This is a genomic window from Falsiruegeria sp. JB4-1 (assembly GCF_055693495.1).
Genome location: NZ_JBVFTZ010000001.1, coordinates 2,628,826 through 2,654,360 on the forward strand (window position 1 = coordinate 2,628,826; position 25,535 = coordinate 2,654,360).

The window sequence follows — 25,535 nt, forward strand, 5'->3', positions numbered from 1 at the left end:
CCTGTCGTTTGACGCCCGCTCCTGGATGAAGGGCCTTTGCGCTTTGTCTTGAACCGTTGCAGATAAGTCCTAGGCAGGGTGTCAGCTCCCGATATAGTCAGGGAATGGGGAGACATTCATGACGCTTGAATTTGGTGTGGTTCGATCAGGCTTGTTGCAAGTTGTCGCAAGCTTGCTGTTGATGCTGACTGTGATGGTTGGTTCACAGGCTTCAGCGCAGTCCCCGACTGAGATCATCCCCCCACCCACTGCCGACACAGAAGACAACGATACGTTTCAGGCCCCCGTAATCATTGACGGCCACGAGCTTTTCATCTTGCGGGGCTCCAGTGCTCTACCGGCCCAGGAACGCGTTGCCTCAGTACAAGCCCGTATTACTGAAATTGCCGCTGCGTCGACGAAAGAGACAGTTGAAATTACGTTTCGGGAAAGCGAACTCGGTGTCGAGATTCTGGCCGATGGTGAACTGATCACCTTGGTAACTCAGGCCGACGCTGAGCTGGACCAGATGGATATCAACGTTCTTGCAACCTTGCAGGCCGAAGCGATTCGAGATGCCATTCTTGAGTATCGCCGTGGAAGGACAGAAGAGGCCCGCGTAACCGGGGCCATCGAAGCCGGTCTATGGACCTTGGGGTTTGCCCTGTTCACGGTATTGATTTTCTGGCTACGCAAACGGTTCAGGCTGGGCATCAACAAGATCGTGCGTCGCAACTTTGCCGAATTTGAAACAGCCACCAACGCGCAGGTGCAGGCCGAGGCGATCGCGGCATTGATCCGGTTTGGTGTGAATTTTGCGCTGTTGGTGATCTTTTTCCTGGGTGTTTACTACTACCTGTCCTTTATTTTGCTGGCTTTTGCAGAAACCCGATACGTCGCCCAAATTTTGCTGACCTATGTGACCGAACCTGTTTTGAACATCGTTCTTGGTTTTGTCGCTTATCTGCCAAACCTAATCACCCTTCTGATCATCGGACTTCTTACGCAATATGTAATCAAGGGGCTCAAGGTGTTCTTTGACGCGGTCGAGGCTGGTACGTTCGATCTGGGCGATTTTGAAAAGCACTGGATCAACCCGACTTTCAACATTGCCCGCGCTTTCATCATCCTGATCGCGCTGGTTTTTGCCTTTCCCTACATCCCCGGTTCGGACTCCGCAGCATTCCAGGGGCTGACCATCCTGGTCGGCGCCATGCTCTCTCTGGGGTCGAACTCGGTCGTGGGCAATGTCCTGGCAGGTCTTTTCGTGATCTACCGTCGCTCGACATCCATGGGCGATCGCATTCAGGTTGGCGAACACATTGGAGACGTCGTTCAGATCAAGTTGATGGAAACGCACATCAAGTCGATCAAGAATGAGTTGATTTCAATTCCAAACGCCCTGCTTCTGAATTCAGAAGTTATCAACTACAGCAAGAAAGTTGACGGTTCGGGTTTGCTACTGCACACAACCGTCGGCATCGGCTATGAAGAGCCCCCCGAAAAAGTCGAGGCCATGCTGATAGAGGCCGCACACCGCACCAAGGACCTCAAGGCGCGCCCTGCCCCGTTTGTGTTGTGGACTGCCCTGGCCGATTACGCGATCAATTATCAGGTCAACGCTTTCACGACCCGAGGCGCATCCATTCCCCGCATTAAATCCGACCTGCACCGAAATATCATGGCCGTGTTCACGGAAAACGGCGTCCAGATCATGACGCCCAGCTACATCGCCGACCCGCCCGAGGCAAAAATCCCGCCGTCAGATTGGGATGGACAGTTGGCTCATATGGACGACACCTAACCCTCGACCCTGACGTTTATCGGCGTCATAGTGCGCTCATTTCGATTATGATCTAGTTTTGCTTACCATTAGAGCATGCTATCGAAACCTTATGCAAAATGACATTGAACGACTTCAGCGGAAGATTTTAGGGGACGGAGCTGCGGAGCGGCAGATTCTTCTGATGAAACTGCTCCACGAATTCGAAAACTCGCCAAACTTCGGCGACAAATACGTGGCAAACGCAAATTCACCACCGCAACAATGGATAGCTAGAGTGGGAGCGCTGTTAGCCAGAGTGGGATTTGAGCATAAAATAGCATTTCGGACTAAAAAAAGTAATGCGGTTCAGTGTTGGAAATTCGCGCGTGAACCAATGCGCCAAGTTTTGTTGGCCGCCGCAGAAGAGATAAAACTTGAACTTGAATTAGATGGTCACGACGAAATTGGTCAAGTCTACGAAGCAGGGCAGCAATATGACTTTCTCCGAGATTTCAAAGCTATCTTGTTGGGGGCCCAAACCGAAGTCTTCATAGTGGACCCGTATTTCGACGGTGGAGCCTTCGAGACCTATATATCGCCGCTTGGAAGTGGCTGTAAAATACGCGTTTTGTGCGAGCGCTACACCAAAGACGTTGCGGGACATATCAGTGCGTTCGAAGCGCAGTTTGGTATGGCACCGGAACTTAGACGCTCAAAAGATATCCATGACCGCCTAACGATACTGGATGGCGTAGACTGTTGGGTTGTAGGGGGTTCGATAAAGGATGCGGGAAAAAACCTACACATCTTGTTCCTCTTCAACCCAGTATTGCACCTGCGAAGATCGACATCTACGAAACCCTTTGGAGAAACTCAAAACCGGTCTCATCGTCAGTATAAAATTGGTTTTTCACAAATTACCACAATTACTTACCGCTCCAATCGTTCGGATCCAGCCTGTCAGCAAAAAGTGAAGGCTGGCTAGATCACGGGTAGTGATCTTAGTTGAGACCGAGTGAGCCAAGCCGCTCAGTTCAAACAGATCAGGTTCGGGAAAGCCTTGAAGCTTTAGCGCGGGCACATCAGCCGCAATGATCATTTCCACCAATTCAACCGCATGACGGCAGTCCCCGCCCAAGGGGGCGGTCGGGGGCTGCCCGGCCTTCGTCCAGCGGGACAGGCTGACGGCTTCGCACCCTCTACCCTTCCCTCTGCACATCGGGCATAACGCCCCTAGTTGAATCACCCAAAGGGACAAGACCCATGCACGACATCCGCGCTATTCGCGAAAATCCTGCCGCTTTTGATGCCGCTCTGGCGCGTCGTGGGGATGATGCGATGTCGTCGTCGCTGTTGGAGCTGGACGAGGCGCGCCGGGCCAAGATCCTGGCGGCCGAGACCGCTCAGGCTGAACAGAACAAGGCCGCCAAGGCAATCGGTGCCGCCAAGGCCAAGGGCGATGAGGCCGAGTTTGAGCGACTGCGTGCAGAAGTATCTGCCAAAAAGGCCGAAGTGGCCGCGATGCAGACCGAAGCCAAGGAGCTGGACGCCAAGCTGACCGATCAGCTGGCCCGCATCCCGAACCTGCCCGCTGATGATGTGCCCGACGGCGCAGATGAGGATGACAACGTCGAGGTGAACCGCTGGGGCACCCCGCGTGAGCTGTCGTTCGCAGCCAAGGAGCACTTCGAAATCCCAGCCGTGGCGGCTGCGATGGACTTTGAAACCGCCGTCAAAACATCCGGTAGCCGGTTTGTGAACCTGACCAAGGGCGTCGCGCGCATTCACCGTGCACTGGCCCAGTTCATGCTGGACACGCACGTCGACAAGAACGGGCTGATCGAGACACAGACCCCGGTTCTGGTGCGTGACGAGGCGATGTATGGCACGGACAAGCTGCCAAAGTTTGGCGATGACAGCTATCAGACCACCAATGGCTGGTGGCTGATCCCCACATCCGAGGTCACGCTGACCTATTCGGTGGCAGGTGATATTCTGGACGAGGGCGACCTGCCCCGCCGCATGACTGCACACACCGCCTGTTTCCGCTCGGAAGCGGGAAGTGCCGGCAAGGACACATCCGGCATGCTGCGTCAGCACCAGTTCGAAAAGGTCGAGATGGTGTCGGTGACCCACCCCGACAATTCGGACGACGAGCAAAAGCGCATGCTGCGCTGCGCCGAGGATTTGTTGGAACAGCTGGGCATCCCCTATCGCACCGTTGTGCTGTGCACGGGCGACATGGGCTTTGGCGCACGCCGGACGTTCGACATCGAGGCGTGGCTGCCCGGTCAGGACACCTATCGCGAAATCTCGTCCGTTTCGACGACCGGAGATTTTCAGGCCCGCCGCATGAACGCGCGGTTCAAGCCAACAGATGGTGGTAAACCTCAGTTTGTTCATACACTGAACGGCTCGGGCCTTGCTGTCGGGCGCTGCTTGATTGCCGTTTTGGAAAATGGCCAGAACGAAGACGGCACCGTCTCTCTTCCAGAGGTTCTGGCGCCCTACCTGGGCGGCAAAACACTCTTGCAGCTTAACGGTACGCTGGGCTGATCACGCTCACCCACCATTCGTAGCGAGGCGAAGAAGTTTACCTCTTCTTCGCCTTTTTCTTATCTTGCTTCTTTGCTTTGCCTGGCTTGTCATTTTTTGACTTGGACTTGGCCTTTTTGTCTTTCTTGGCCCAGGCATTGGACTTGGCCTTTTCCTTGGCCTTCTGGATCTTGGCTTCCAGTTCTTCAATTTTCTTGGCCGCCTTTTCAGCCTTGGCTTTTGCTTTGGCCTTCTTCCGCGACTTTTCGGCGTTTTTGCTCGACTTGTCTTTAGTCGAAGTCTTTTCCTGTTTCGCATCCTTCTTCGACGGTTTACCGGCCGTTGAAGACTTGTTCTTGGCGGCCTTTGTCGCAGGCACTGATTTTGCTGCGGATTTGCGGCTGGTAGATTTTCGATCTGTCGACTTGCGTGTCTCGGGTTTGGATGTCTGTTCGTGCACTGGCGCATTGATCGCAGTTGCCGCCGCCAGGAGTGATTTGGCTCTGGCTGCGCCCACGCGCGGAATGGACTGCAACTGTTCCTCTGTTGCTCGAGCCAGCGCGTCAATTGTTGCAAAACCCGCTTCTGTCAGAGCCTTTTCCAGAGCGACACCAACGCCGCGCAAAGAGGAAAATTTCGTCATTGCAGTTCCTTTCCTTTCAGATCGTTTCGGCTTCGGATCGTGTATATACAGAAGATATACAAAGTTAGAAGAAGCTATGCCGAATGTCCAATTTTGATGTGCGTTACGTTATAGACCGCGCTGCGGTTTCGCCTCTGGTTGTGGTTTTGGGAATGGAACCAGACGTTTTTGATCTTCGTCCCAGAGTTTGAGATTGAGTGCCGCAATAGCTTCTGGAAGCTTTATCCGACGCGGTGCGATGTCAGGTGGCAGATTATAGTGGCACGCCCGTAGGCGGTAAGATGGAATACGGGCATTGAAATGATGAATATCGTGCAGGGTGATGCAAGCTACGATCAGGTCGAAGAACCACCCAAAATCCAAAGCCGAAGAGCCCTGCAGGGCGGCAACTTGCGGGTTCAAATTCGGTCGTCGATCCCAATACGTGTCCTCGAAGTTGTGCTGCAAATAGACAAGAAAAACCCCGATCATGCCTCCAAGAAATGAAAAGACAAGCCACACCAATACCCCGGTGGTACCAGACAATAGATAAAGTGAACCAATGAAGATGACGATGGATACATTGTGCAAAAGGACGCCCATGATACCAAATCGCATCGTGTTTTTGGGCCAACGGTAACGTATGAAATAGGTGAAGGCCGATCCAAGCGGAACCAACACGAAAGGATTTCGGTACAACCGATAGGCCAATCGCTCCCAGAATCCCGCTTCGGTCCATTCCCGCAACGTCATGGTATGGATCTCTCCTGTTTCACGATGTTCCAGGTTGCCGATACCACTGTGATGCAGGTTGTGGTTCTGTTTCATCACTTCGAAGGGTGCAAAGGTAAACGGAGATAATCCGTGACCAGCCAATTCATTCTGAAGTCGCGTTTCGAACAGGGAGTGATGGCCACAATCATGTTGCAGCACATAAAGTCTAACAGCTGCAAATGAGAATACGATCCCCGCCGCTATCATTACGATCCAAAAATCAGAAAAGGTAATCGCAACGTGGAGCGACAAGAAATAAACCAAGAATGTACCGAAATAGCTAAGGGCAGCCAAACGGTTGTCTTTGTTGCAATACGCTCGCGTGTATTCTCTTAGATCCATGCCCTTCCTCTCTCCTGGATGGCCGGGTTCAATCAATTGCAATCGTAAAATTTGTCTTAGGACGGGACGAGTAGGAAAAGTCGCCCCCATACATGCATAACGGGAATGTTCGCACAGGTAGCGCCAGATGACAAACGGTGTTGTAGGCATCTTTGTAGCGCCCGATTCTGAGCGTAAGACACGCGTACCCTGTTAAGCCGCGGGCTCGCGCATGACATCAGTATATAAAGTCAGTTCAAGTATTAGGTTGCCAAGTCTGGTTGGTCTAAAACCAAATTTCTCCAGTTCCAGCGTCATTCCAAGAAGTCAGACCCTCCGACCTGAAGCCAATGTCTCTGACGAGAAATTCTCTCTCGGTGGACCGAGCAGCGCAGTCGCGGGCTGCGCCCGCGCCTGCTGACTTTGTCCCTTTGTGGAGCGCAAGACCCCAAGCTCAGGGTTGCCCACGTCCCTTGTTCAGGTGTTTGGACAATTTGCTGGGCTGTTTCTTGCGTTTGCCCTTGTACGGGTTCTTGTCGCCTTGACCACGCAACACCAACCGGATCGGTGTACCCGGCATGTCGAAGTCTTCGCGCAGGCCATTCACCAGATATCTCGAATAGCTGTCAGGCGTCTTGTCGGGGTGCGAGCACATGACCACGAAATGCGGCGGACGCGTCTTGGCCTGGGTCATGTAGCGCAACTTGATCTGCTTGCCTTGCGGGGCTGGAGGCGGGTGCTGTTCCAGCATGCCGATCAGCCAGCGGTTCAATGCGGCCGTTGGCACCCGCCGGTTCCAGACGTCATGAGCGCGTAGGATCGCGTCATGCAGACGCTCCAGTCCACGCCCTGTTTTGGCTGATACCGTGACCAGTGGTGCACCACGCAACTGCGGCAGCAGGCGATTGAACGCCTCTTTCAGATCGCGCAGCTTTTCCTGTTTGTTCTCTTCAACGTCCCATTTATTGACGGCCACAACAACAGCCCGGCCTTCGCGTTCGGCCAGGTCCGCGATCCGCAAATCCTGTTGTTCAAAGGGGATTTCCGCATCCAGAAGCACCACGACGACTTCGGCGAACTTCACCGCGCGCAGCCCGTCCGAGACCGATAGCTTTTCCAGCTTTTCCTGGACCTTGGCTTTTTTGCGCATGCCTGCGGTGTCAAAGATCCGCATCGGCGTGCCCGACCATTCGGTGCGCAACGAGATGGCATCTCGGGTGATGCCGACCTCGGGGCCTGTCAGCAGACGATCCTCGCCCAGAATTTTGTTGATCAGGGTCGATTTGCCCGCGTTGGGTCGACCTACAACGGCCACCTGCAACGGTTTGTCGGCGGTGATGGCCGGAACCTCGATGTCGTCTTCACCATCCTCGGACAGTACAACATCCGTGAGTGGCGCATCTTCTTCCGCCTTCTCGGCCATCTTGTCGGCCAGTGGCATCAGATGCGTGTAAAGGTCGTTCATCCCCTCGCCGTGCTCGGCAGACAGACGAACCGGTTCACCCAACCCCAAGGCATAAGCCTCAATCACGCCCGCGTCCGCAGCCGATCCCTCGCCTTTGTTGGCGGCCAGGATCACGTGATCGGCGCGTTTGCGCAAGATGTCGGCAAATATCTCGTCGGTTGGCGTGACGCCGGTACGCGCATCGATCATGAACAGACACACGTCTGCCATATCCACCGCTCGCTCGGTCAAACGGCGCATGCGTCCTTGCAGGCTGTCATCGGTGGCATCTTCCAGCCCCGCCGTGTCGATCACGGTAAACCGCAAATCGCCCAGCCGGGCCTCACCTTCGCGCAGGTCGCGAGTCACCCCCGGCTGGTCGTCGACCAAGGCCAGGCGTTTGCCCACAAGGCGGTTGAACAACGTGGATTTGCCCACATTGGGGCGCCCCACAATGGCGAGGGTCAGGGACATGGTTTCAAACTTTGCAAAGACTCAAGATGCGCCCTTTAGCGCATCTGAGCGTCAACGGAAAGCGTGGAGTTCACCTTTGGCGCCCACGACGTACAACGTATTGCCCGCAACTACAGGTCCGGTTGTGGCGCCGTCCGGCACTTCGATGCGCGCCAACAGAGACCCGTCCGTGGGGTTATAGAAACGCAAGAAGCCGTCGTTCGATGCCACGACAATACGGCCGCCTGCAAGGATGGGCCCGTAATGTGCGTAGACTGCCCCTCGTTTCTTGGGTTTGTCCTTCACGAAACCCGGCAGGTCCTGGGCCCAAATGACGGAACCATCGGACGTACTCAGGCGTAACAGCTGGCTTCGGTCACTGACCAGAAAGACGCTATCGCCAGCAGGCCAGACCGGGCCAACAGCACCTTCAGATGCTGTCCACTTACGTTCGCCTGAATCAGCGTCAAATGCGACCGTGCGTCCGGAATGGTTCGCCGTGTACACAGTACCACCCGAAATGACAGGGCTGCCTGTGACATCGCCAATGCGTGACGCTGCCCGCCCCTTGCGCTGACCGGACACGGACGCAAACCAGCGACGCACCCCGCCCTTGCGGAAAGTAGCGATGATATCGCCTGACCCGTAAGCAAAAATGGCGAGGTCGGACGTCAGCGCTGGTGCCGGTGCACCCAATACGTTGCCAACACTGGGCGTTCCGCTGACTTGCCAAGCAATGCGACCGTCCTTTGTATTAATCGCCCAAGCTGTTTCGTCGCCTGCGACCAGATAAAGCAAACCATCCCGAACTGTCGGAGTGCCGCTGCCTGTCGCATTGAGTTTCTGGCGCCAACGAACCACGCCGGTTTTTGCGTCCAGCGCCGTCAGGCGCCCAAAGCCGGAAGAAACATAAAGAACACCGCCGTCAAAGGCCATTCCACCACCGGTGGCCTGCTTCTCATCTTCGCCTTCTGGTACCAGGTTCGTGCTCCACACGACCCCACCGTTGGGGGCAACACCAGTAACGGTCGCTCCCGAATCCAAAGTATAGATCAAACCACCTGCAACCACGGGATCAGCAGTAATCCGACGACGACGTTCATCACCAGCGCCAATCGATGTCGACCAGATCAGCTGCGGAGTGGCGCGCATCGCTGCATTGTTGGTTCGAAACGCTTGAGTACCATAACCCTGTGCCCACGACGTGTTGCTTACCTGCTTGGGCAGGCTAATCGGTTTGGATTGGTTTACCTGTTCTGTCGCAGTATCTGAACCACGAATGTCCTCGCGTTCTCCCGGCAGGATAACTTCAGGTTCGGCACAGGCGGCCAACAACAACAAGGATCCGCCCACAACAGCGGCTCCGACACGGGGAAAGGAAATCTTTGCACTCATCGGTCTTGCCTGTCGTCCTGTTCAATTCCTGTTTCGCACGGGTTCTGTGGATGCCCGGCTCAGCCTTGTTGTCCCGACAGGGACGCGGGCTCTGCGCCCAAGGCCACAATCAACTGACTGACGCGTTGTTGCAAGTCCGTGCTCGCCTCGGAATCCTGCAAGATCGCCTGCAACCGATCCACGGCAGCCTCAGTGTCGCCTTCGGCAACATCGATCAGTGCCAGTTGTTCTTCGGCCAGCAGACGAAGTGGGGCACCGGGTGTTGCCAGGGCACTGAATTGCTGACGGCGGTCTTCAACCGACAGGGTTTCAGCTTGCAGGGTCAATGCCTTGAAGCTGGCAATGTGACGGTAGATCTGCGGCAACTCGCCGTCGGTGGCTACCGCGTTGAGGTTTTCCACCGATGCGGCCAGCTGATCGGAATTGGCTTGAGCTGCCGCAGCCATCATGGCGACTACAGCCTGACCACCCGGTGTTTCGGCCTTGATCTCTGCCAAATTCGACGCTCGGGTTTGGGCATCATTGGCAGCGAGCGCGTTCACAATATCATCACCCAGTTTCTGAGCCGTCGCGGTAGCCTGCGATTTACGGTATTCGTTTACTGCAGCGCCACCGACAATTGCGACAACGACGAGCGCAGCAATCCAACCATATCGGCGCAGCAACAGATACATGCGATCCCGGCGGACCTCTTCGGTCACCTCATCAATGAAACTGTCGGTATCGCTCATGCCTGCCCCCTTGGTGCACGTTGTTGACGCCCCTCTTAACGCGCCCCTTGCATCAAGCCAAGTGTTGGAAATGCGTCATTTGCCTGTGGCCAGCGTCTGAAACTAAAAAAAGTGATCTGAACTGGTCAGTTTAGTGTAGACATCACGAAACTGAGACCCCATGTGAAAGCCTAACGCCCGTAGGGGCATTGGGACATAGATAAGAAATTCAGGAAGCTGCGCGATGCGACTAATCCCTTTCATCACAGCAATTCTGGTCTCCGCCAGTCTATATCTGATTGTTTTCGAAAGAGACGCGCTTTTGGCCTTTGCCAAGGGGGATGCGGCTCAGACACAGGATGCAGAAGCCGCAAACACGGATGCGGACGCCACACAGACGGTGGCGCAAGTCAGTGAAGACGCCGTTGGTGTAGTGGTTATTCAATCCAAGGCAACTCAGATCGACAGCGCCGTTGTACTGCGAGGTCAGACGCGCGCCATTCGTCAGGTCGAGGTTCGCGCGGAAACGTCGGCTACGGTTGTTTCAGAACCAAAGCGCAAAGGTGCCTTTGTCGAAGCGGGGGATCTTCTGTGTCAGCTTGATACCGGCACACGCGATGCAACACTGGCTGAAATGCGCGCAAGAGAGCTTGAAGCCAAAAGCCGCGTTCCAGAAGCTGAGGCCCGGCTGGAAGAAGCGAAGGCCCGCCTGCTCGAAGCCCAGATCAACAACAATGCCGCGCAAAAACTGTCCGAAGGTGGATACGCATCCGAAACCCGCCGCGTTGCCACAGAAGCTGCTGTAAGCTCGGCCGAAGCCGGGATTGAAAGCGCCAAATCAGGACTGGAAGCGACCAAAGCCGGTATCGAAAGCGCTGCCGCCGCCGTGGCCGCCGCAGAGCGCGAAATCGCCCGTTTGTCGATTTCTGCTCCATTCCGGGGCCTGCTGGAAAGTGACACCTCCGAGATTGGCAGCCTGATGCAGCCCGGTAGCCTTTGTGCCACCGTGATCCAGTTGAACCCGATCAAGGTTGTCGGCTTTGTTCCTGAAACCGAGGTGAACCGGGTAACTGTTGGCTCTCCTGCAGGTGCTCGTCTTGCCACCGGGCAAGAGGTGCAGGGACGCGTAACGTTCCTGAGCCGCTCGGCTGACCCAACCACGCGTACATTCGAAGTGGAAATTACAGTACCCAATCCAGAGCTGTTGATCCGCGACGGCCAGACAGCCACCATTGGTATTGCCTCGGATGGTTCCTCGGCGCATCTGCTGCCGCAATCCTCTCTGACCCTGAACAATGATGGTCAGCTGGGGGTTCGCGTCGTCGGATCCGACAACATCGTGCAGTTTCGCAAGGTTTCGCTGCTCAAGGATCAGGCCGACGGCGTTTGGGTTGGCGGTCTGGGTGAGCAGGCGGACGTGATTGTCGTAGGTCAGGAGTTCGTGACCGAAGGCGTCCTTGTCGCACCGACCTACCAGGAGGCCGCGCGATGACCGGTATCGTCGACTGGGCCGCGTCCCGGGCGCGGATGGTCATAGCCTTCATCATCATTTCACTGGTGATTGGAGGCTATTCCTATGTGAGCCTGCCCAAAGAAGGTGAACCGGACATCGATATCCCGATGTTGTTCGTCTCTTCTCAGTTTCCGGGCATCTCGGCAGAAGACAGTGAAAACCTGCTGATCAAGCCGATCGAAGCAGAAATGGTCGATCTGGACGGTCTCAAGAAAATGACCGCGACAGCTGCCGAAAATTATGCCTAGGCGTGTTGCTGGAATTTGACTTTGGATGGGACAAATCCGCGACCATCGCGGACGTGCGCGATGCAATGAACACCGCGCAAGCAAACTTCCCTGATGGAGCCGAACAATACACAATCACCGAGATCAATTTCTCGGAATTTCCGATCGTTATCATCAGCCTGACAGGTTCGGTGCCCGAACGGACCATGGCACGCATAGCCAAAAACCTGCAGGATGATATCGAAGCTCTTGATTCCGTTCTCGAAGCCGGGATTGCAGGCAACCGGGATGAAATGCTTGAGGTTGTGATCGATCCGCTGCGCCTCGAAGCCTACAACGTCACCGCCGCCGAACTGATCAATGTCGTAAGTAACAACAACCAGTTGATCGCTGCAGGTGAAGTCGAAACCGAACAGGGCACCTTCTCGGTCAAGATCCCCTCGTCCTTCAAAACCGCCGAAGATGTTTATGGTCTGCCGGTCAAGGTGAACGGCGACCGGGTTGTGACCCTGGGAGAGTTGGCGCAGATCAACTATACTTTTGAAGACCGCGCAGGCACCGCTCGGTTTGACGGTGAATCGACCGTCGCCCTGCAGGTGGTTAAGCGCAAGGGCTACAACCTGATCGACACCGTTGATCAGGTCAAAGACGTACTGGCACAGTCGCGCTCGGAATGGCCTGCAGAACTGCAAACCGCGATCCGTGTCGACACCTCGAACGATCAGAGCCGTGTGGTGGGCTCGATGGTCAGCCAGCTCGAAGGCTCGGTTCTGACGGCTGTGGCGCTGGTGATGATCGTGGTTTTGGCCAGCCTCGGCAGCCGCGCGGCGCTGCTGGTTGGTTTTGCGATCCCGACCTCATTCCTTTTGTGTTTCGCTTTCCTTGCCCTCATGGGCGTAAGCGTTTCGAACATTGTGATGTTCGGCCTGATTCTGGCTGTTGGGATGCTGGTCGACGGGGCCATCGTTGTGGTGGAATACGCCGACAAGCGGATCAAGGACGGCATCGGCCCGATGCACGCCTATGTCGAGGCCGCCAAGCGCATGTTCTGGCCTGTGATCTCGTCCACCGCGACGACGCTCTGCGCCTTCCTGCCCATGCTGTTCTGGCCCGGCGTTCCGGGTGAGTTCATGGGCATGTTGCCGGTGACCCTGATCTTTGTTTTGTCTGCCTCGCTGGTGGTTGCATTGGTTTATCTGCCGGTCGTGGGCGGGGTTTCTGGCCGCATCAGCCGCCTGTTCACCAATGGATCGACTTGGCTGCGGTCGCGGACCCCATGGATCGTGCGGGCGCTGCTGGTGCCACCGTCGCTCTACGGTATGTTCCTGGGTGCGATGCAGATGCTCAATCCTGGCTACCTGATTCCCGGCAACGAAAGCTTTCTTCTGGGCGAAGTCGTTGGGGCGCTGGTCTTTGTCCTGTCGGCCTTTGCCGCCTCAACAACCCTCAGCGCAGCCAAGATCAGTTTTCAAGCTCGCGAAGTTCGCACTCAGACAGGGCACACCCCATTCGGTCATGTGGTGAAGTTCCTCGTCGGCAATCCGGTTATGCCGATCGTGTCGATTGCAGCAGTGTTTGCAGCTGTATTTTACGTAGTTGCAGTTCTCTTCCCGGCCAACTCTCGCGGGGTCGAGTTCTTTGTCGAAAACGAACCAGAGCAGGCGACCACCTACGTCCGTGCGCGCGGCAACCTGTCGCTGACCGAGAAAGACGAGATGGTCCGACAGGTCGAAGACATCATCTCCGAACATCCGGCGGTCATCAATGTCTTCTCATTCGCGGGCGAAGGCGGGTTGAACACCGGCGGCCCCGGTGGCGGCCAATCACCTGCCGACACCGTTGGTCAGGTTCAGTTCGAGATGATCCCGTGGGAGAATCGTCCCACCCAAACCGAAACCTGGTTCTACGGCTTACTTACGCGCGAAGTGACGGCGACCGACTATGACGGCAATACGGTGATCGATGAGATCAACGCAGAGCTCGTAAAACTGCCCGGTATCGTGGCCGAGGTTGAGGCTCTGGAACAAGGTCCTGGCTCGGCCAAGCCCGTGCACCTGCGCATCAAGGGCGACGATTGGGAACAGCTGGTAGCCAGCACCGAAGTCGCACGCGCACATTTCGACACGGTCCCCGGACTGATCAAGATCGAAGATACGCTTCCCCTGCCCGGCATCGACTGGGAAATCTCGGTCGATGTCGCCAAGGCCGGTCGCTATGGCGCCGATGTCGTGACAGTAGGTGCCATGGTGCAATTGGTGACACGCGGTATCCTGCTGGGTGAAATGCGCCCCAATGACAGCGACGAAGAGATCGAGATCCGCGTCCGCCTGCCCGACAATGATAGGGTTCTGTCGACGCTCGATACGTTGCGGGTGCGTACACCGGACGGTCTGGTGCCGCTGGCCAACTTCATCACCCGCAAGCCGGTGGCCAAACTGGCCGAGATCAAGCGGGTCGATCAGAAGCGGTACTTTGACGTAAAATCGGATGTGGAAACAGGGCTGACCAGTCTGGAGCTGACGGCCGATGATGGAAGCAAAGCCCGCCTTGCGGTTCTCCGCGCTGTGCCTGAAGGCAGCTCGCCGCAGGGGCCTGCAGTGAACAATTCTGCAGGGGATGAGTTTGACGTTCTTACATTCCTCGATGACGCTGACATCGACACGCTGACATCAGCGATCGACGACGGCGCACAGTTTGTCTCGATCAACCCCAACGAACGCATTGGGGTGCTGACCGAGTGGCTTGAAGCCAATCCCCTGCCCGCAGGGCTGGAATGGGAATGGACCGGGGATCAAGAAGAACAGGCTGAAAGTCAGGCCTTCCTGTCCAGCGCTTTCCTAGCCGCGCTCGGGCTGATGTTCGTAATCCTGCTGGCGCAGTTCAACAGCTTCTACAACTCCGTTCTGGTTCTGCTCGCAGTTATCCTGTCCACGACCGGTGTTCTGATCGGGATGATGGTGATGCAACAACCCTTCTCGATCATCATGACCGGCACTGGTATCGTGGCGCTTGCGGGGATCGTGGTGAACAATAACATCGTTCTGATCGACACCTATCAGGAATACAGCCGCTACATGCCCCGGATCGAGGCGATCATTCGCACCGCCGAGGCGCGTATCCGCCCCGTTTTGTTGACCACCATCACCACAATGGCCGGTCTGACGCCCATGATGTTCGGCCTGAGCCTGGACTTCATCGGTGGCGGCTATTCCATCGACAGCCCTACGGCGCTGTGGTGGAAGCAGCTGGCAACGGCTGTGGTGTTTGGCCTGGGCATCGCGACGATCTTGACACTGATCGTGACGCCATCGTTTCTGGCGCTGCGTGTCTGGTTCACGACCTATGCGGTTTGGATCGGCCGTATGCTGGCGCGCGCCACCCGTGGCCGGTCTAGCCGGATCGCTCGCGACATGCGCCTGAACCGCTCGGCCAAAGAGTTGGCGGCAACCGAGATCATCTGGGATGAAACCGGCAAATCAAAACCGAAAGAGGCTACGGATAGTCAAGTCGATGAACCGCAACACGAAGTCGGAGCCTCCCTGCGTGCGGCGGAGTGATCAAAGCAACCACTGAATTGGCAAAAGGCCCATCACCCAAACCACTGCGCGACTGAGCGCGGTGGTTTTTGGTTCTGTGGAATGCACAATTTCGGTTTCGTCCTCTCCGATCTCTTGCCATTGCAGGTTGCCGCTCGTTCCCCTGGAAACGGTGTAGGACCAGGTTGGCAAATGGCGGTCCAGACCACGGGCCATTTCGCTGGCCAGCTCTGGACTGTCGATCAGGAAACCCATTTCGGTATTAAGCCGCGCCGAGCGCGGATCGAAGTTGAAAGATCCCACAAAGATCTGCCGACCATCAATTTCAAATGTCTTGGCATGCAAACTGGTGTTCGACGAACCGACCAGCCCAAACTGTTCTAATAAATCCGGCTTTACTTGATCTGATTTCAGTTCGTGAACCTCTACGCCGCCATCGACCAACTGGTCACGATATTGCAGGTAACCGGAATGCACGGGCAGCACGTCTGTTGCCTCTTGCGCGTTGGTCAGAGTCCGCACGCGAATGCCTGCCTTGGCCCATTGGGTCAACTGATCCGTAAACCGTGCCCCCGGTACGAAATAGGCAGATATTACGCTTACCTCGCTCTTGGGTTCGGCAAGCAGTTTGATCAGACGTGTCGCCATCAGATCGTGTGCCGCGACAGCCCCTTGTCCCTTGAGCGGGCTATCGCTGACCATCTTCATCGGCACCCATTCAAACCCGCGAGCATCATTCAACAATTCATCCATCAGGTTCGACGATCGGACAACATCCGCATAAGCCTGTCCACCGGGCAATGCCCTGACTTTCGCAGCCGAGGCATCCAGCAGCCCACCGTCAGCGGGACGCGGCTGCAGGACATCGTCGACCGGAACCGCAGATGGGCTGGCCCAGTACAGGTCGAAGTCATCTGCGACGTCACCGGCTGCAGCCCCGATAGCAGCGACGTCGAGGTCGAAGTAATTCACATCTTCGCTGCGCGAAAAATATATGTCACCAACGTTGCGCCCCCCACAACGGTGACGACGCCATCAACCGTAAGGCTTTTGTTGTGCATACGTCGGTTGATGCGCCCAAAATCCAGAATGTAAGAAGCCATACGCGGACTGCGCAGCACGAATGGATTGAACAGGCGCACTTCGATATTGGGATGCGCGTTCATTTCGGCCAGTTCAGGGTCCAGGTCTGGGGTGCCATTGTCATCCAGTAACATACGGACCAGCACGCCACGCTGCGCTGCGTTCTGGATCGCCTCAAGCAGCAACAGCCCGGTTATGTCCTTTTGCCAGATGTAGTACCGGACATCGATGCTTACTTCGGCGGCATCGATCAAAAGCAGTCGGGCCGCAAAGGCAGCAGCACCATCGCGCAACCCCGCCACCCCGGACTTGTCCGGGTTTTGTGTCATCAATGGCAAAACAACGGCGCCCAAAGTGGTCTGTTCGCTGGCGGGAAGAGCCATGGTGTTCTGTCGTTCTGGATCGTGAGGCACCGGAAAGAACGCCTGAAACCCAAAACTTGCGATCAAAAATAAGACAACTGCAACCAAGACAAATCGCAGTAGTTTCAACATTTTGATCTCCATTCCTCATCAAGGCCTGGATCAGGCTACGCGCTGTTTCACCAAAGATGCAACAGGGTCAGGCAGCATCGGCATCCGCCTGTTGCCGGTTCCATAGCTGCGCGTACCGCCCATTAGCGGTCAGAAGTTCATCATGGGTGCCCTGTTCTGCAATCTCGCCCTTGTCCAGCACCACGATCCGGTCGGCTTCGGCAATTGTGCTCAGGCGATGTGCTATTGTGATCACCGACCGGCCCTCGCTAGGCCCGTGACAAGGCTTCCTTGATCTCCTGTTCGGTCTCGGTATCGAGTGCACTTGTGGCTTCGTCAAGAAGCAGAATGGGTGGGTTCTTGAGCAACGTGCGCGCGATCCCGACACGCTGCTTCTCGCCGCCCGACAACTTTAGTCCGCGCTCGCCAACCTTGGTGTCATAGCCTTCCGGCAGGCTAACGATGAAATCATGAATCTGGGCCGCCCGCGCCGCCGCCTCGACATCGTCTTGGGTGGCGTCTTCTCGGCCATAGGCAATGTTGTAGCGGATCGTGTCGTTGAACAGCACCGTATCCTGCGGCACCACGCCGATGGCCGCATGCAAGCTGTCGAGCGTGACATCGCGCACGTCCTGCCCGTCGATCTTCAGCGCCCCGCCGGTCACGTCATAGAATCGGAACAACAGCCGCCCGATGGTAGATTTGCCCGACCCGGTAGAACCCACTATCGCCACGGTCTTGCCCGCTGGTACGGTCAGCGAAACATCCTTGAGGATCTCGCGGTCCGGGTCATATCCGAACCGCACATTGTCCAGCGTGATCTCTCCGCCCTTCACTTGCAGGGCCTTGGCGCCAGGCTTGTTCATCACTTCCGAGGGCTGTTCGAGCAGATCGAACATTTCGCCCATGTCCACCAAAGACTGGCGAATTTCGCGATAGACCGTGCCCAGGAAATTCAGCGGTACAGTGATCTGGATCATATATGCGTTGACCATGACAAAGTCGCCCACCGTCAGACTGCCGCTCTGCACCCCTACGGCGGCCAGAACCATGACGCCCACCAGACCAGCGGTGATCAACAGTGACTGGCCAAAGTTCAGGAAAGCCAGCGAGTAGGACGTCTTGAGCGCCGCACGGGCATAAGCCCCCATCGAGGCATCATAGCGAAGCGCCTCACGCTCTTCGGCGCCAAAGTATTTGACCGTTTCGAAATTCAGCAGGCTGTCGATCGCCTTTTGATTGGCGTCCGTATCCTGATCGTTCATCTCGCGCCGCAGTTTCACCCGCCATTCGGTGACTGCAAAGGTGAACCAGATGTAGATCACAATGGTGACGGCAACGATCACCAGATACCAGACATCAAACAGCCACAACAGAACCACGGCGATCATCAACAGTTCCAGGATCAGCGGTCCGATGGAAAAGAGCATGAAGCGTAACAGGAATTCGACGCCCTTTACCCCACGCTCGATGATCCGACTTAAGCCACCAGTCTTTCGGGTGATGTGATAGCGCATCGAAAGGCGATGGATGTGCCGAAAGGTTTCCAACGCCAGCGCTCTGAGTGCGCGTTGCCCAACCGGGGCAAAAACCACGTCTCGCAGTTGTTGAAAACCCACGGTCATCATCCGCGCCACACCATAGGCGACCGTCAGCCCCACAGCCCCCAGTGCCAGCGGTGGCACGCCTTCTCCGGCCAGACCGTCAACCGCACCTTTGTAAAGGATAGGGGTGTAAACGGCGATAACCTTGGCAAGAAATAGAATTGCGATGGCCAGGACGACCCGTCGTTTCACCCAAGCCTCTTCATCCGGCCACAAGTAAGGTGAGACCTTGCGAAGCGTGCGCCAGCCTGACCGCCGCTCGTTCTCGGCAATACTGTCATCCGTCTGGGTTGGCGCGTTGTCTTGCATGGCCTGCCTTGTGCTGTTTCGCACCTGATATGATGGTCGGGATGCCCCGAATGCAACATCAATCAGGGATGTTGAAGACCTGCCCCGGATAGATAAGGTCAGGATTGCGGATGGCGCCACGATTGGCATCAAACACTTTCACATACAAAACACCGTCACCGTAGCGCTCGCGCGAGATTGCCCAGAGGGTGTCTCCTTTCTGCACGGTGACTGCGCGAATTGCGGGCGTTTCCGGTGATTGGGAAGAAGATGGTTCCCTTGGCACCAAAACCTCGGGCGCCTCGCGTTTGAACGGAGTCTCCAAGCGGCTCAGTACGACATCTCCAGGCCCCAGTTCATCAAGGCGCAACGTGTAAATTCCAGGGCTGACGTTTTCCAACTCGCCACGCCAACGTCCCTGAACGTCGGCTATTAAGTCAGAGACGGCCAGATTATTCAGATAAACCCGAACCAGAGCGCCCTGTGTGGCGCGGCCTGTCAGTTGAACTTCGCCTTCCTCGGAATATCCGATCGTGTCCAGCGCAATCGAAGCATCGGGCGCTGTGTTCGTGGAAGATGGAGCCTGCACAAGTTCAACGCCTTCTTCATCGGATTTCAGGATGGCGACGACCTGCGGTTGTTCTTGCTCACCCGTTTGCTGTTCCTGCTCGATCTTTTGCGGTTGATCGCCGCCGTCAGAGGCAGCCGTGGTCAGCACGGGCTCTTCCGCTGTCGGCTCGGATGATCCCGGACTGACAACCTGTGTCTCAGAACCGTCAGAAGATGCGTCCGCAACATTCAGTGTCGGACTGTCATTCGCAGGCTCGGATGCGGGTTCGGCCACTGTGGCTTCGGCCATTGTGGTTTCGGTCGTCTGCGTTTGCTCGACGTCAGGCACCGCTGGCTGCGATGTGTCAGACACCTCTGCAGTTTCCGTATTGTCAGCGGCACTTTCCGCGATGGTCGTATCCTGGGTCTGCGCTGATCCCGTTGCTGCAACAACGTCAGATCCAACGTCCGTCTCCGGTTCGTTGTCTTCTGGCTGTGTATTCGCCTCGGCCACATCGACAGGCTGTGGATCGGGTAGCGCTGCTACAATATAGTCATCCGATTGCGCCACCTGGCCTTTGTGCTCTGATGTCAGGCTCAAACCTCTTGGCGCGTCACTGAACGGCAACGTCAAGAATAAGGCAAAGGCGCCGCTGCGATCGACTGTCGTTCGTTCGATCTCTTGCCCGTTGAGCAGTACAGCCAGTGCACTGCCAGGGGCCGCCTTGCCGGATAAAAGAGTCGTGCCATCGGGTTCGATGCGGATTGTGTCCAATGCGGGAGCAGCAAGTTCGGCTTCTGGCTCAGCTTCCGGTTCAGCCTTTGGCTCAGCTTCCGGCTCAGATTCTGTCTCAGACTCTGCGGGCTGCACTGAAGCAGTATCTACTTCCACCTCTTTGGCTGGCTGCTGGGTGGTTTCACTTTCGGCTACAGACTCGCTTTCGGCAGGTTTCGCGGCCTCGGCCACACCTTGTTCCACTTCAGCTTCCGGTTTCAGTATGCCTGAAAAATAAAGTCCAGCTGCCCCAGCGACGGCCACACCGCCTGCCACGACAACCCATCCGAAGGCGCTCAGCCCTCCAGTTCCGGCGTCCGCTGCCATAGTCTTCCTTCCCCATCCGCATCATTCGGTTCTGGCCCCATTCCCAGTCCAAATTCCGCGCAGTTGAGCCAGCCTAGCAATCCGGCTATCAGGGGTCAAAACACATGTTCATTCCCACTGAAAGGCTTGCCATGACTGTCAAATCCGTCTGTGTGTATTGCGGATCGCGCTTCGGAGCAATGCCTGCGTATGCACTAGCTGCCGAAACCTTTGGAACATTGCTTGCCGAGGAAGGCTGGCGACTGGTTTACGGGGCTGGCGACGTAGGGCTAATGGGAGCCGTCGCACGCGCTGCCCAAGCTGCGGGTGGAGACACCTTTGGCGTTATCCCCACCCATCTGCTGAACCGCGAAGTGGGCAAGACAGACCTAACCAGCTTTGTCGTGACCGAGACCATGCACGAGCGCAAAAAGGTGATGATCATGAACGCCGATGCGGTGGTCGTCCTGCCCGGCGGTCCCGGCTCACTGGACGAGTTCTTCGAGGCGCTGACATGGCGACAGTTGGGGCTGCATGACAAACCCATTCTGGTGATGAATGTCGATGGCTATTGGGACAAGCTGTGCGCGCTGATGGATCACACCACCGATCAGGGTTTTGCCGATGCGTCGCTTTTGGAGTTCGTCACCTGGGCCAACACCCCAGAGGATGCCATGGCCGCTCTGCGCGCGACCCTGTCCTGACGCAAGGCGGAGACGGAAAACACTGCCAACGCCACCCAGATCAGTGGAAAGGCGATGGCATGCCATTGTGAGAACGGTTCGCCAAAGATCACCACAGCGCACATGAATTGCAGCGTCGGGTTGATGTATTGCAGCAAACCGAGCGTCGACAGCGCGACCCGACGTGCGGCATAGCTGAACAGGATCAGCGGCACGGCGGTCAACGGACCTGACACCATCAGAAGCAGGCTGGTGGTCAGATCCACGCCAAAACTCCCCTGCCCCTGCATGTGGAACCAGCCCATCACCATCAACCACAACGGCAGCACCAGCAGAATTTCAGCCGTGACCGAAACCACAGGCCCAAGTGCCAGCCCTTTTTTGATTGCGCCATAGAGCGCAAAGGTGGTTGAAATGATGATCGCGATCCATGGCGCCACGCCCAAACCCCAGGTGAGGATCACAACCGCCAGCGTCGCCAGGGCAACGGCTAGCCACTGTCCCATACCAAGCCGTTCAGCAAACCAGACGCGTGCGATCACTACTGCCATCAGCGGAAAAATGTAGTACCCCAGCGACGCCTCGGTCGTCTTACCGATCTGGATCGACAGGATAAAACAGAACCAGTTCGTCGCCACCATGAGCGACGCAATCGCCAGAAGCGCCACCTGTTTTCGTCCACTTAGCACCTGTCGCAATTCCCCGACACGGCCCTGCAATGTCAGCAAAGCGGCGAAAAACACAACCGACCACAGGGTGCGATGGGACAGCAACTCGGCCGGAGGCACATGTTCAAGCAGCTTGTAGTAAAGCGGAGAAAGCCCCCAGACCACGCATGAGGTGATCATGGCTAAAATGCCACGCAGCGTATCCGTCATGGTCCCTCTCTCTCGCCCTTTGGTGTGCAGGTCGGGTGGACCAATGGCAAGGAGTTTTAGCCCTGCCAATCGAACTTGCGTCGAGCAGGATCCATGAAATGTTCGATCATGACGGGTGTGGCCAGATCATAAGCCTCGCGCAGGGGCAGATCTAAGTGCTGATGTAATGTCTGTTTGCCCACACTGACCGTACTGGGGACACGGCCAGCCAGCGTGATCGCAAGATTATGCACGTGCGCTGCAAGCTCATCGGCCGGAAGGATTCGGTTGACCAGCCCGGCGGCCAAAGCCCAATCCGCATCATAGGCGCCCCCTGTCAGCGCCATCTCCATCACCGCCTTGCGCCCGATAGCACGAGAGACAGCCACGGCAGGCGTAGTACAAAACCCGCCATTTTGAACGCCCGGCAGACAGAACGTCGCTTGCGGCGAGGCATAGGCTAGATCACAGGCTGCGACCATCTGCAGCCCCGCTGCCGTGGCAATCCCCTCGACCATTGCGATGGTGGGTTTGGGGCTGTGGGTGATGTCCAGCATCATGTCAGAGCAGGCCTGAAACAGATCCTCGACATAAGCCCGCCCTTCGTCCGGGTCTGCCCGGTGGCGTGCGATTTCCTTGAGATCATGACCAGCACAGAATATCCGACCCGGTCCGTGGATCACGATCACCCGGACGGCGTCATCCTGTCCCGCCTGCACAATCGCATCATGCAATGCACCGATCATGTCACGCGACAGCGGGTGTGCAGGCGCGCGGCCCAACGTCAGTGTCAGGACACCCTTTTCAAGGGTTTGGGCGACCAACGGCTCGGCAGTCATTTGGTTCATGGTAACTTCCTCCCACGGTGACAAGGATGCCTTGCCCCACTCCGTCTGACCAGTCCGAATAGAAAACACCCACATGGATCAGTTCAGGTGGGCGTCTCGACTGTTCCAAGTCGACGCAAATCGCACAAAACCGTCGAAACGAGACAGAGGACCAGTAGCGGAGTACGTTCGTAAAGCGGGACCAAGCAGTCTTTCGCTGCAAGTGCGTCCCCCTCTTGCGGTCAGTCTAGTGGCATTTCTTTGGGATGGGACAGTACAACGCCTTATCTGAGAATGGCTTTGGCCGTCGCCAAGTTTGTCCATGGGTCGTGCTGGCCGAAGTACATCGCAGGAGGTTCAATCGAGGAGTCGACCAGCCCTTTGATCGCCAAAATCGCCCCGAGGACGCTGTACTCGGTGGTGAACACGATCCCGTCGGGGATTTCCACAAACTGCCCCAGCAATGCAAAGTTCTGAGACCCTTCGGGAATGACAGGTGGCCGGTCCCCTTCTGCACGAGGCAAAAACTGAGAAATGCCATAGGGCAAGCGACAAGGCACGCAGTAAGAGGTGTCAAGGAGTTCTGCTTTTTCGTCCCCGTCTAGGTCACCCCAGAGATGACCAAGGATCTCCTCCAGAATCTCGCGCCCTGTACACTCATACATTGGCTTTTTCACGAATTGCCCTTCGTTGTCCTCGCCGAGGGCTGAAACCCAGATCACGCAGGTGTCAGCGGCCTGTCCAGGATAAAAGGGTTGCCGATAGGTGTGCAGATGCAAGATCCAAGGTGAGTGCGTAAGGGGTAATGGGCTTTGCCGTCCCATCACCCGCTCTACGAGCCACTGGAACTTTCGCTCAAAAAGGTTGCCGCGGAAGGTCACAGTGCAATGCATCATCCTGGAGAGCGATACATCCCGCAGGAAGCGCTCAGGGCGGCCCAAATCAGATTGCTTAGCCACCAATTTCTGCCAGAGTAAATACGCTCCGCCTGGCTTCTCCGGGGGCGACATCGAGACGGGTTGGTCGTGGGACCCATAGGCGTGGTTGGATACGATTGAACCAATCGTCAAGAACGCCCTATCGTGCGGCTGAACCTCGATCGGATCCATGACCTCTCCGTCCGAGCTCTCCAAATGCAAGCGCTCAATCCAGCGCTGTGTGCCGTCAACTTTGAAGTCCGCGTCCGTAACGCGGCAGTTATAGTGGATTTGAACGCCTTTCTCGGTCAACAAACGCAGCGCTAAGCAAGATAAAGGAATGATAATTCGTGTAGCGGGTTCGCTCTAGCGAGGTCATCTTCTCCATATCGGACATCCGATGGAAGAACAGACGCATATAGCGCCGCATCTCGACCGCCGAGTGCCATGGCTGAAATGCAAAAAGGGCGCGCCACATGTACCAGTAGTTGCTGCGGAAAAAGGCGTCACTGAAATAGTCGGTGATTTTGGCATCATCGGGAATCGACGACTCGGGTGTCGCCATCAAGCGCGCCATCTGAACTGTCTCAATTGGGCCGAGGCCGAGGTCGTGGCCGCTGTCCTTTTTACCATCTGCATGCAGCAGGCGGACGACGGTATCAACCTGGCATTCTGCATGGTTGCGCTCATGATCGTCGAGGCAAGAGCCATGTTCGTCATAGGGGATCAACGACCAGAGCTCTTTGGTGCAGCAGTAGACCTTGTCTTCGTACATCCGGCTGCCGCGCATGAAATAGACAGGCTTGCCGTCGACCATTTTCATTGAAGCATCCATCGAACCGCCTACCAGATCTCTCTCCGGGTTTTGTTCGAAAATATGGATGCTCGCCGGATCAAAACCGGCTTTCTGCACCAGATAGACTGCGGCTGATATAGATCCTAGACCCAGACCGTTGAGATAAACCTTGGCATTCTTGCTGCTATCTTGCATCTGGCCCATTCTACTCTCCCCAATTGTACCTCGAAGTAACTCCGTCAAAGCTGTTGGCAAGGTCGGTTTTTTGATCAGCCAACCGTTATCCCCCAGATTTATCTAATTGTAGTCGCGCTGAAGGCCTATTTGTCTCTACATTCCATGCCGTTGGCTCTAGAGTGGTCTTGCTGCACGAGCGAAGAGCGCGAATTTGTTCTGACCGGTGTGGGCTCAGATCAGACGTTCCATCCAAACCCATAGGTCAAAGCAAAAAAACCCGACCTTCTGGCCGGGTTTTTTGTATGAACCTGAGGCTCACAATTACATGCGCGAAGCGACGTTTTCCCAGTTCACCAGGTTGTCGAGGAAGTTCGACAGGTACACAGGGCGCTTGTTGCGGAAGTCGATGTAGTAGGAATGCTCCCACACGTCGCAACCCAGCAGCGCGGTCTGGTTAAAGCACAGCGGGTTCACGCCGTTTTCAGTCTTGGTCACAGCCAGCGAACCGTCGGCGTTCTTAACCAGCCAACACCAGCCCGAACCGAACTGACCGGCACCTGCGGCGGAAAACTGCGATTTGAACTCGTCAACCGAGCCAAAGTTCTCGATCAGCGCCTTTTCCAGCTCACCCGGCATGGCGTTGCCGTTCGGGCCCATCATTTCCCAGAACTGGTTGTGGTTCCACAGCTGGCTGATGTTGTTGAAGATGCCGTTTTGGGCGACAGCGTTTGCGTCATAGGTGCCAACGATGATCTCTTCCAGCGACTTGCCGTCCCACTCGGTGCCAGCAATCGCGGCGTTGCCGTTGGTGACATAAGCGTTGTGGTGCAGGTCGTGGTGATATTCCAGAGTTTCCGCCGACATGCCCTTGGCAGCCAGAGCGTCGTGTGCGTAAGGAAGATCAGGAAGTTCAAAAGCCATGGTGG

18 protein-coding genes and 2 pseudogenes are annotated in these 25,535 nt (G+C 56.3%); 6 read left to right on the top strand and 14 right to left on the bottom strand.

Features of this window, described 5'->3' with window-relative positions; all coding sequences use genetic code 11:
• The first annotated feature begins 118 nt into the window (after positions 1 to 118).
• The 3 genes from ACZ1HE_RS13410 to serS all read left to right on the top strand — a co-directional run bounded on the left by ACZ1HE_RS13410 (position 119) and on the right by serS (position 4,300).
• Complete coding sequence (locus ACZ1HE_RS13410) at positions 119 to 1,783, top strand: mechanosensitive ion channel family protein (protein WP_472621523.1); 1,665 nt, start codon at positions 119 to 121, stop codon at positions 1,781 to 1,783.
• A 91-nt stretch (positions 1,784 to 1,874) separates the two neighbouring features.
• A complete protein-coding gene (locus ACZ1HE_RS13415) occupies positions 1,875 to 2,729 on the top strand; it encodes a hypothetical protein (RefSeq protein ID WP_472621525.1) in 855 nt (284 codons plus the stop codon).
• Positions 2,730 to 3,007: 278 nt separating this feature from the next.
• Entirely contained in the window at positions 3,008 to 4,300 is a 1,293-nt protein-coding gene (gene serS, locus ACZ1HE_RS13420; RefSeq protein ID WP_472621527.1) for a serine--tRNA ligase, read from the top strand.
• A 37-nt stretch (positions 4,301 to 4,337) separates the two neighbouring features.
• On the opposite strand, the gene ACZ1HE_RS13425 is transcribed toward serS, so the two are convergent.
• From ACZ1HE_RS13425 to ACZ1HE_RS13445, 5 genes are all read right to left on the bottom strand, one after another.
• Positions 4,338 to 4,922 (bottom strand): helix-hairpin-helix domain-containing protein, encoded by a 585-nt coding sequence (locus ACZ1HE_RS13425; RefSeq protein WP_472621529.1) that lies wholly within the window; start codon positions 4,920 to 4,922, stop codon positions 4,338 to 4,340.
• A 108-nt stretch (positions 4,923 to 5,030) separates the two neighbouring features.
• Positions 5,031 to 6,017: a fatty acid desaturase gene (locus tag ACZ1HE_RS13430; protein ID WP_472624475.1), complete on the bottom strand. Its 987-nt coding sequence runs from the start codon at positions 6,015 to 6,017 to the stop codon at positions 5,031 to 5,033.
• A gap of 433 nt (positions 6,018 to 6,450) precedes the next feature.
• Positions 6,451 to 7,914, bottom strand: coding sequence for a ribosome biogenesis GTPase Der (gene der, locus ACZ1HE_RS13435; protein WP_472621531.1), 1,464 nt, complete (start codon positions 7,912 to 7,914; stop codon positions 6,451 to 6,453).
• Positions 7,915 to 7,965: 51 nt separating this feature from the next.
• Positions 7,966 to 9,288 (bottom strand): PQQ-like beta-propeller repeat protein, encoded by a 1,323-nt coding sequence (locus ACZ1HE_RS13440; protein ID WP_472621533.1) that lies wholly within the window; start codon positions 9,286 to 9,288, stop codon positions 7,966 to 7,968.
• Between the two features lie 59 nt (positions 9,289 to 9,347).
• Positions 9,348 to 10,019: a hypothetical protein gene (locus tag ACZ1HE_RS13445; protein ID WP_472621535.1), complete on the bottom strand. Its 672-nt coding sequence runs from the start codon at positions 10,017 to 10,019 to the stop codon at positions 9,348 to 9,350.
• Between the two features lie 223 nt (positions 10,020 to 10,242).
• On the opposite strand from ACZ1HE_RS13445, the gene ACZ1HE_RS13450 reads away from it, so the two are divergent.
• Both ACZ1HE_RS13450 and ACZ1HE_RS13455 read left to right on the top strand, forming a co-directional pair.
• Positions 10,243 to 11,490: an efflux RND transporter periplasmic adaptor subunit gene (locus ACZ1HE_RS13450; protein WP_472621537.1), complete on the top strand. Its 1,248-nt coding sequence runs from the start codon at positions 10,243 to 10,245 to the stop codon at positions 11,488 to 11,490.
• Positions 11,487 to 15,295, top strand: a pseudogene (locus ACZ1HE_RS13455) (efflux RND transporter permease subunit). The gene ACZ1HE_RS13450 and the pseudogene ACZ1HE_RS13455 overlap by 4 nt, the downstream one beginning before the upstream one ends.
• Here the strand turns inward: ACZ1HE_RS13455 and ACZ1HE_RS13460 are convergent.
• The 4 genes and pseudogenes from ACZ1HE_RS13460 to ACZ1HE_RS13475 all read right to left on the bottom strand — a co-directional run bounded on the left by ACZ1HE_RS13460 (position 15,296) and on the right by ACZ1HE_RS13475 (position 20,373).
• Positions 15,296 to 16,246, bottom strand: a complete 951-nt coding sequence (locus tag ACZ1HE_RS13460; protein WP_472621539.1) for a phospholipase D-like domain-containing protein — start codon at positions 16,244 to 16,246, stop codon at positions 15,296 to 15,298. It abuts the pseudogene before it with no gap.
• Positions 16,243 to 16,851 carry a phospholipase D-like domain-containing protein gene (locus tag ACZ1HE_RS13465; RefSeq protein WP_472621541.1) on the bottom strand — a complete coding sequence of 203 codons (609 nt, stop codon included), beginning with the start codon at positions 16,849 to 16,851 and terminating at the stop codon, positions 16,243 to 16,245. Before ACZ1HE_RS13465 ends, ACZ1HE_RS13460 begins: the two co-directional genes overlap by 4 nt.
• A gap of 67 nt (positions 16,852 to 16,918) precedes the next feature.
• Positions 16,919 to 18,743, bottom strand: a pseudogene (locus ACZ1HE_RS13470) (ABCB family ABC transporter ATP-binding protein/permease).
• A 58-nt stretch (positions 18,744 to 18,801) separates the two neighbouring features.
• The gene (locus tag ACZ1HE_RS13475; protein WP_472621543.1) at positions 18,802 to 20,373 is read right to left on the bottom strand and encodes a LysM peptidoglycan-binding domain-containing protein; all 1,572 of its coding nucleotides are present in this window, start codon (positions 20,371 to 20,373) and stop codon (positions 18,802 to 18,804) included.
• A 131-nt stretch (positions 20,374 to 20,504) separates the two neighbouring features.
• Here ACZ1HE_RS13475 and ACZ1HE_RS13480 point away from each other — a divergent pair, with 131 nt between their 5' ends.
• Entirely contained in the window at positions 20,505 to 21,056 is a 552-nt protein-coding gene (locus ACZ1HE_RS13480) for an LOG family protein (RefSeq protein WP_472624477.1), read from the top strand.
• Here the strand turns inward: ACZ1HE_RS13480 and rarD are convergent.
• The 5 genes from rarD to ACZ1HE_RS13505 form a co-directional block, all read right to left on the bottom strand.
• Positions 20,963 to 21,913 carry an EamA family transporter RarD gene (rarD, locus tag ACZ1HE_RS13485; protein ID WP_472621545.1) on the bottom strand — a complete coding sequence of 317 codons (951 nt, stop codon included), beginning with the start codon at positions 21,911 to 21,913 and terminating at the stop codon, positions 20,963 to 20,965. The genes ACZ1HE_RS13480 and rarD overlap by 94 nt on opposite strands.
• 56 nt (positions 21,914 to 21,969) lie before the next feature.
• Complete coding sequence (locus ACZ1HE_RS13490) at positions 21,970 to 22,740, bottom strand: enoyl-CoA hydratase-related protein (protein ID WP_472621547.1); 771 nt, start codon at positions 22,738 to 22,740, stop codon at positions 21,970 to 21,972.
• A 263-nt stretch (positions 22,741 to 23,003) separates the two neighbouring features.
• Positions 23,004 to 23,948, bottom strand: a complete 945-nt coding sequence (locus tag ACZ1HE_RS13495) for an oleate hydratase (RefSeq protein WP_472621549.1) — start codon at positions 23,946 to 23,948, stop codon at positions 23,004 to 23,006.
• The gene (locus ACZ1HE_RS13500; RefSeq protein ID WP_472621551.1) at positions 23,917 to 24,636 is read right to left on the bottom strand and encodes an oleate hydratase; all 720 of its coding nucleotides are present in this window, start codon (positions 24,634 to 24,636) and stop codon (positions 23,917 to 23,919) included. The genes ACZ1HE_RS13495 and ACZ1HE_RS13500 overlap by 32 nt, the downstream gene beginning before the upstream one ends.
• A 294-nt stretch (positions 24,637 to 24,930) precedes the next feature.
• Positions 24,931 to 25,530: a superoxide dismutase gene (locus ACZ1HE_RS13505; protein WP_472621553.1), complete on the bottom strand. Its 600-nt coding sequence runs from the start codon at positions 25,528 to 25,530 to the stop codon at positions 24,931 to 24,933.
• Between the last annotated feature and the right edge of the window lie 5 nt (positions 25,531 to 25,535).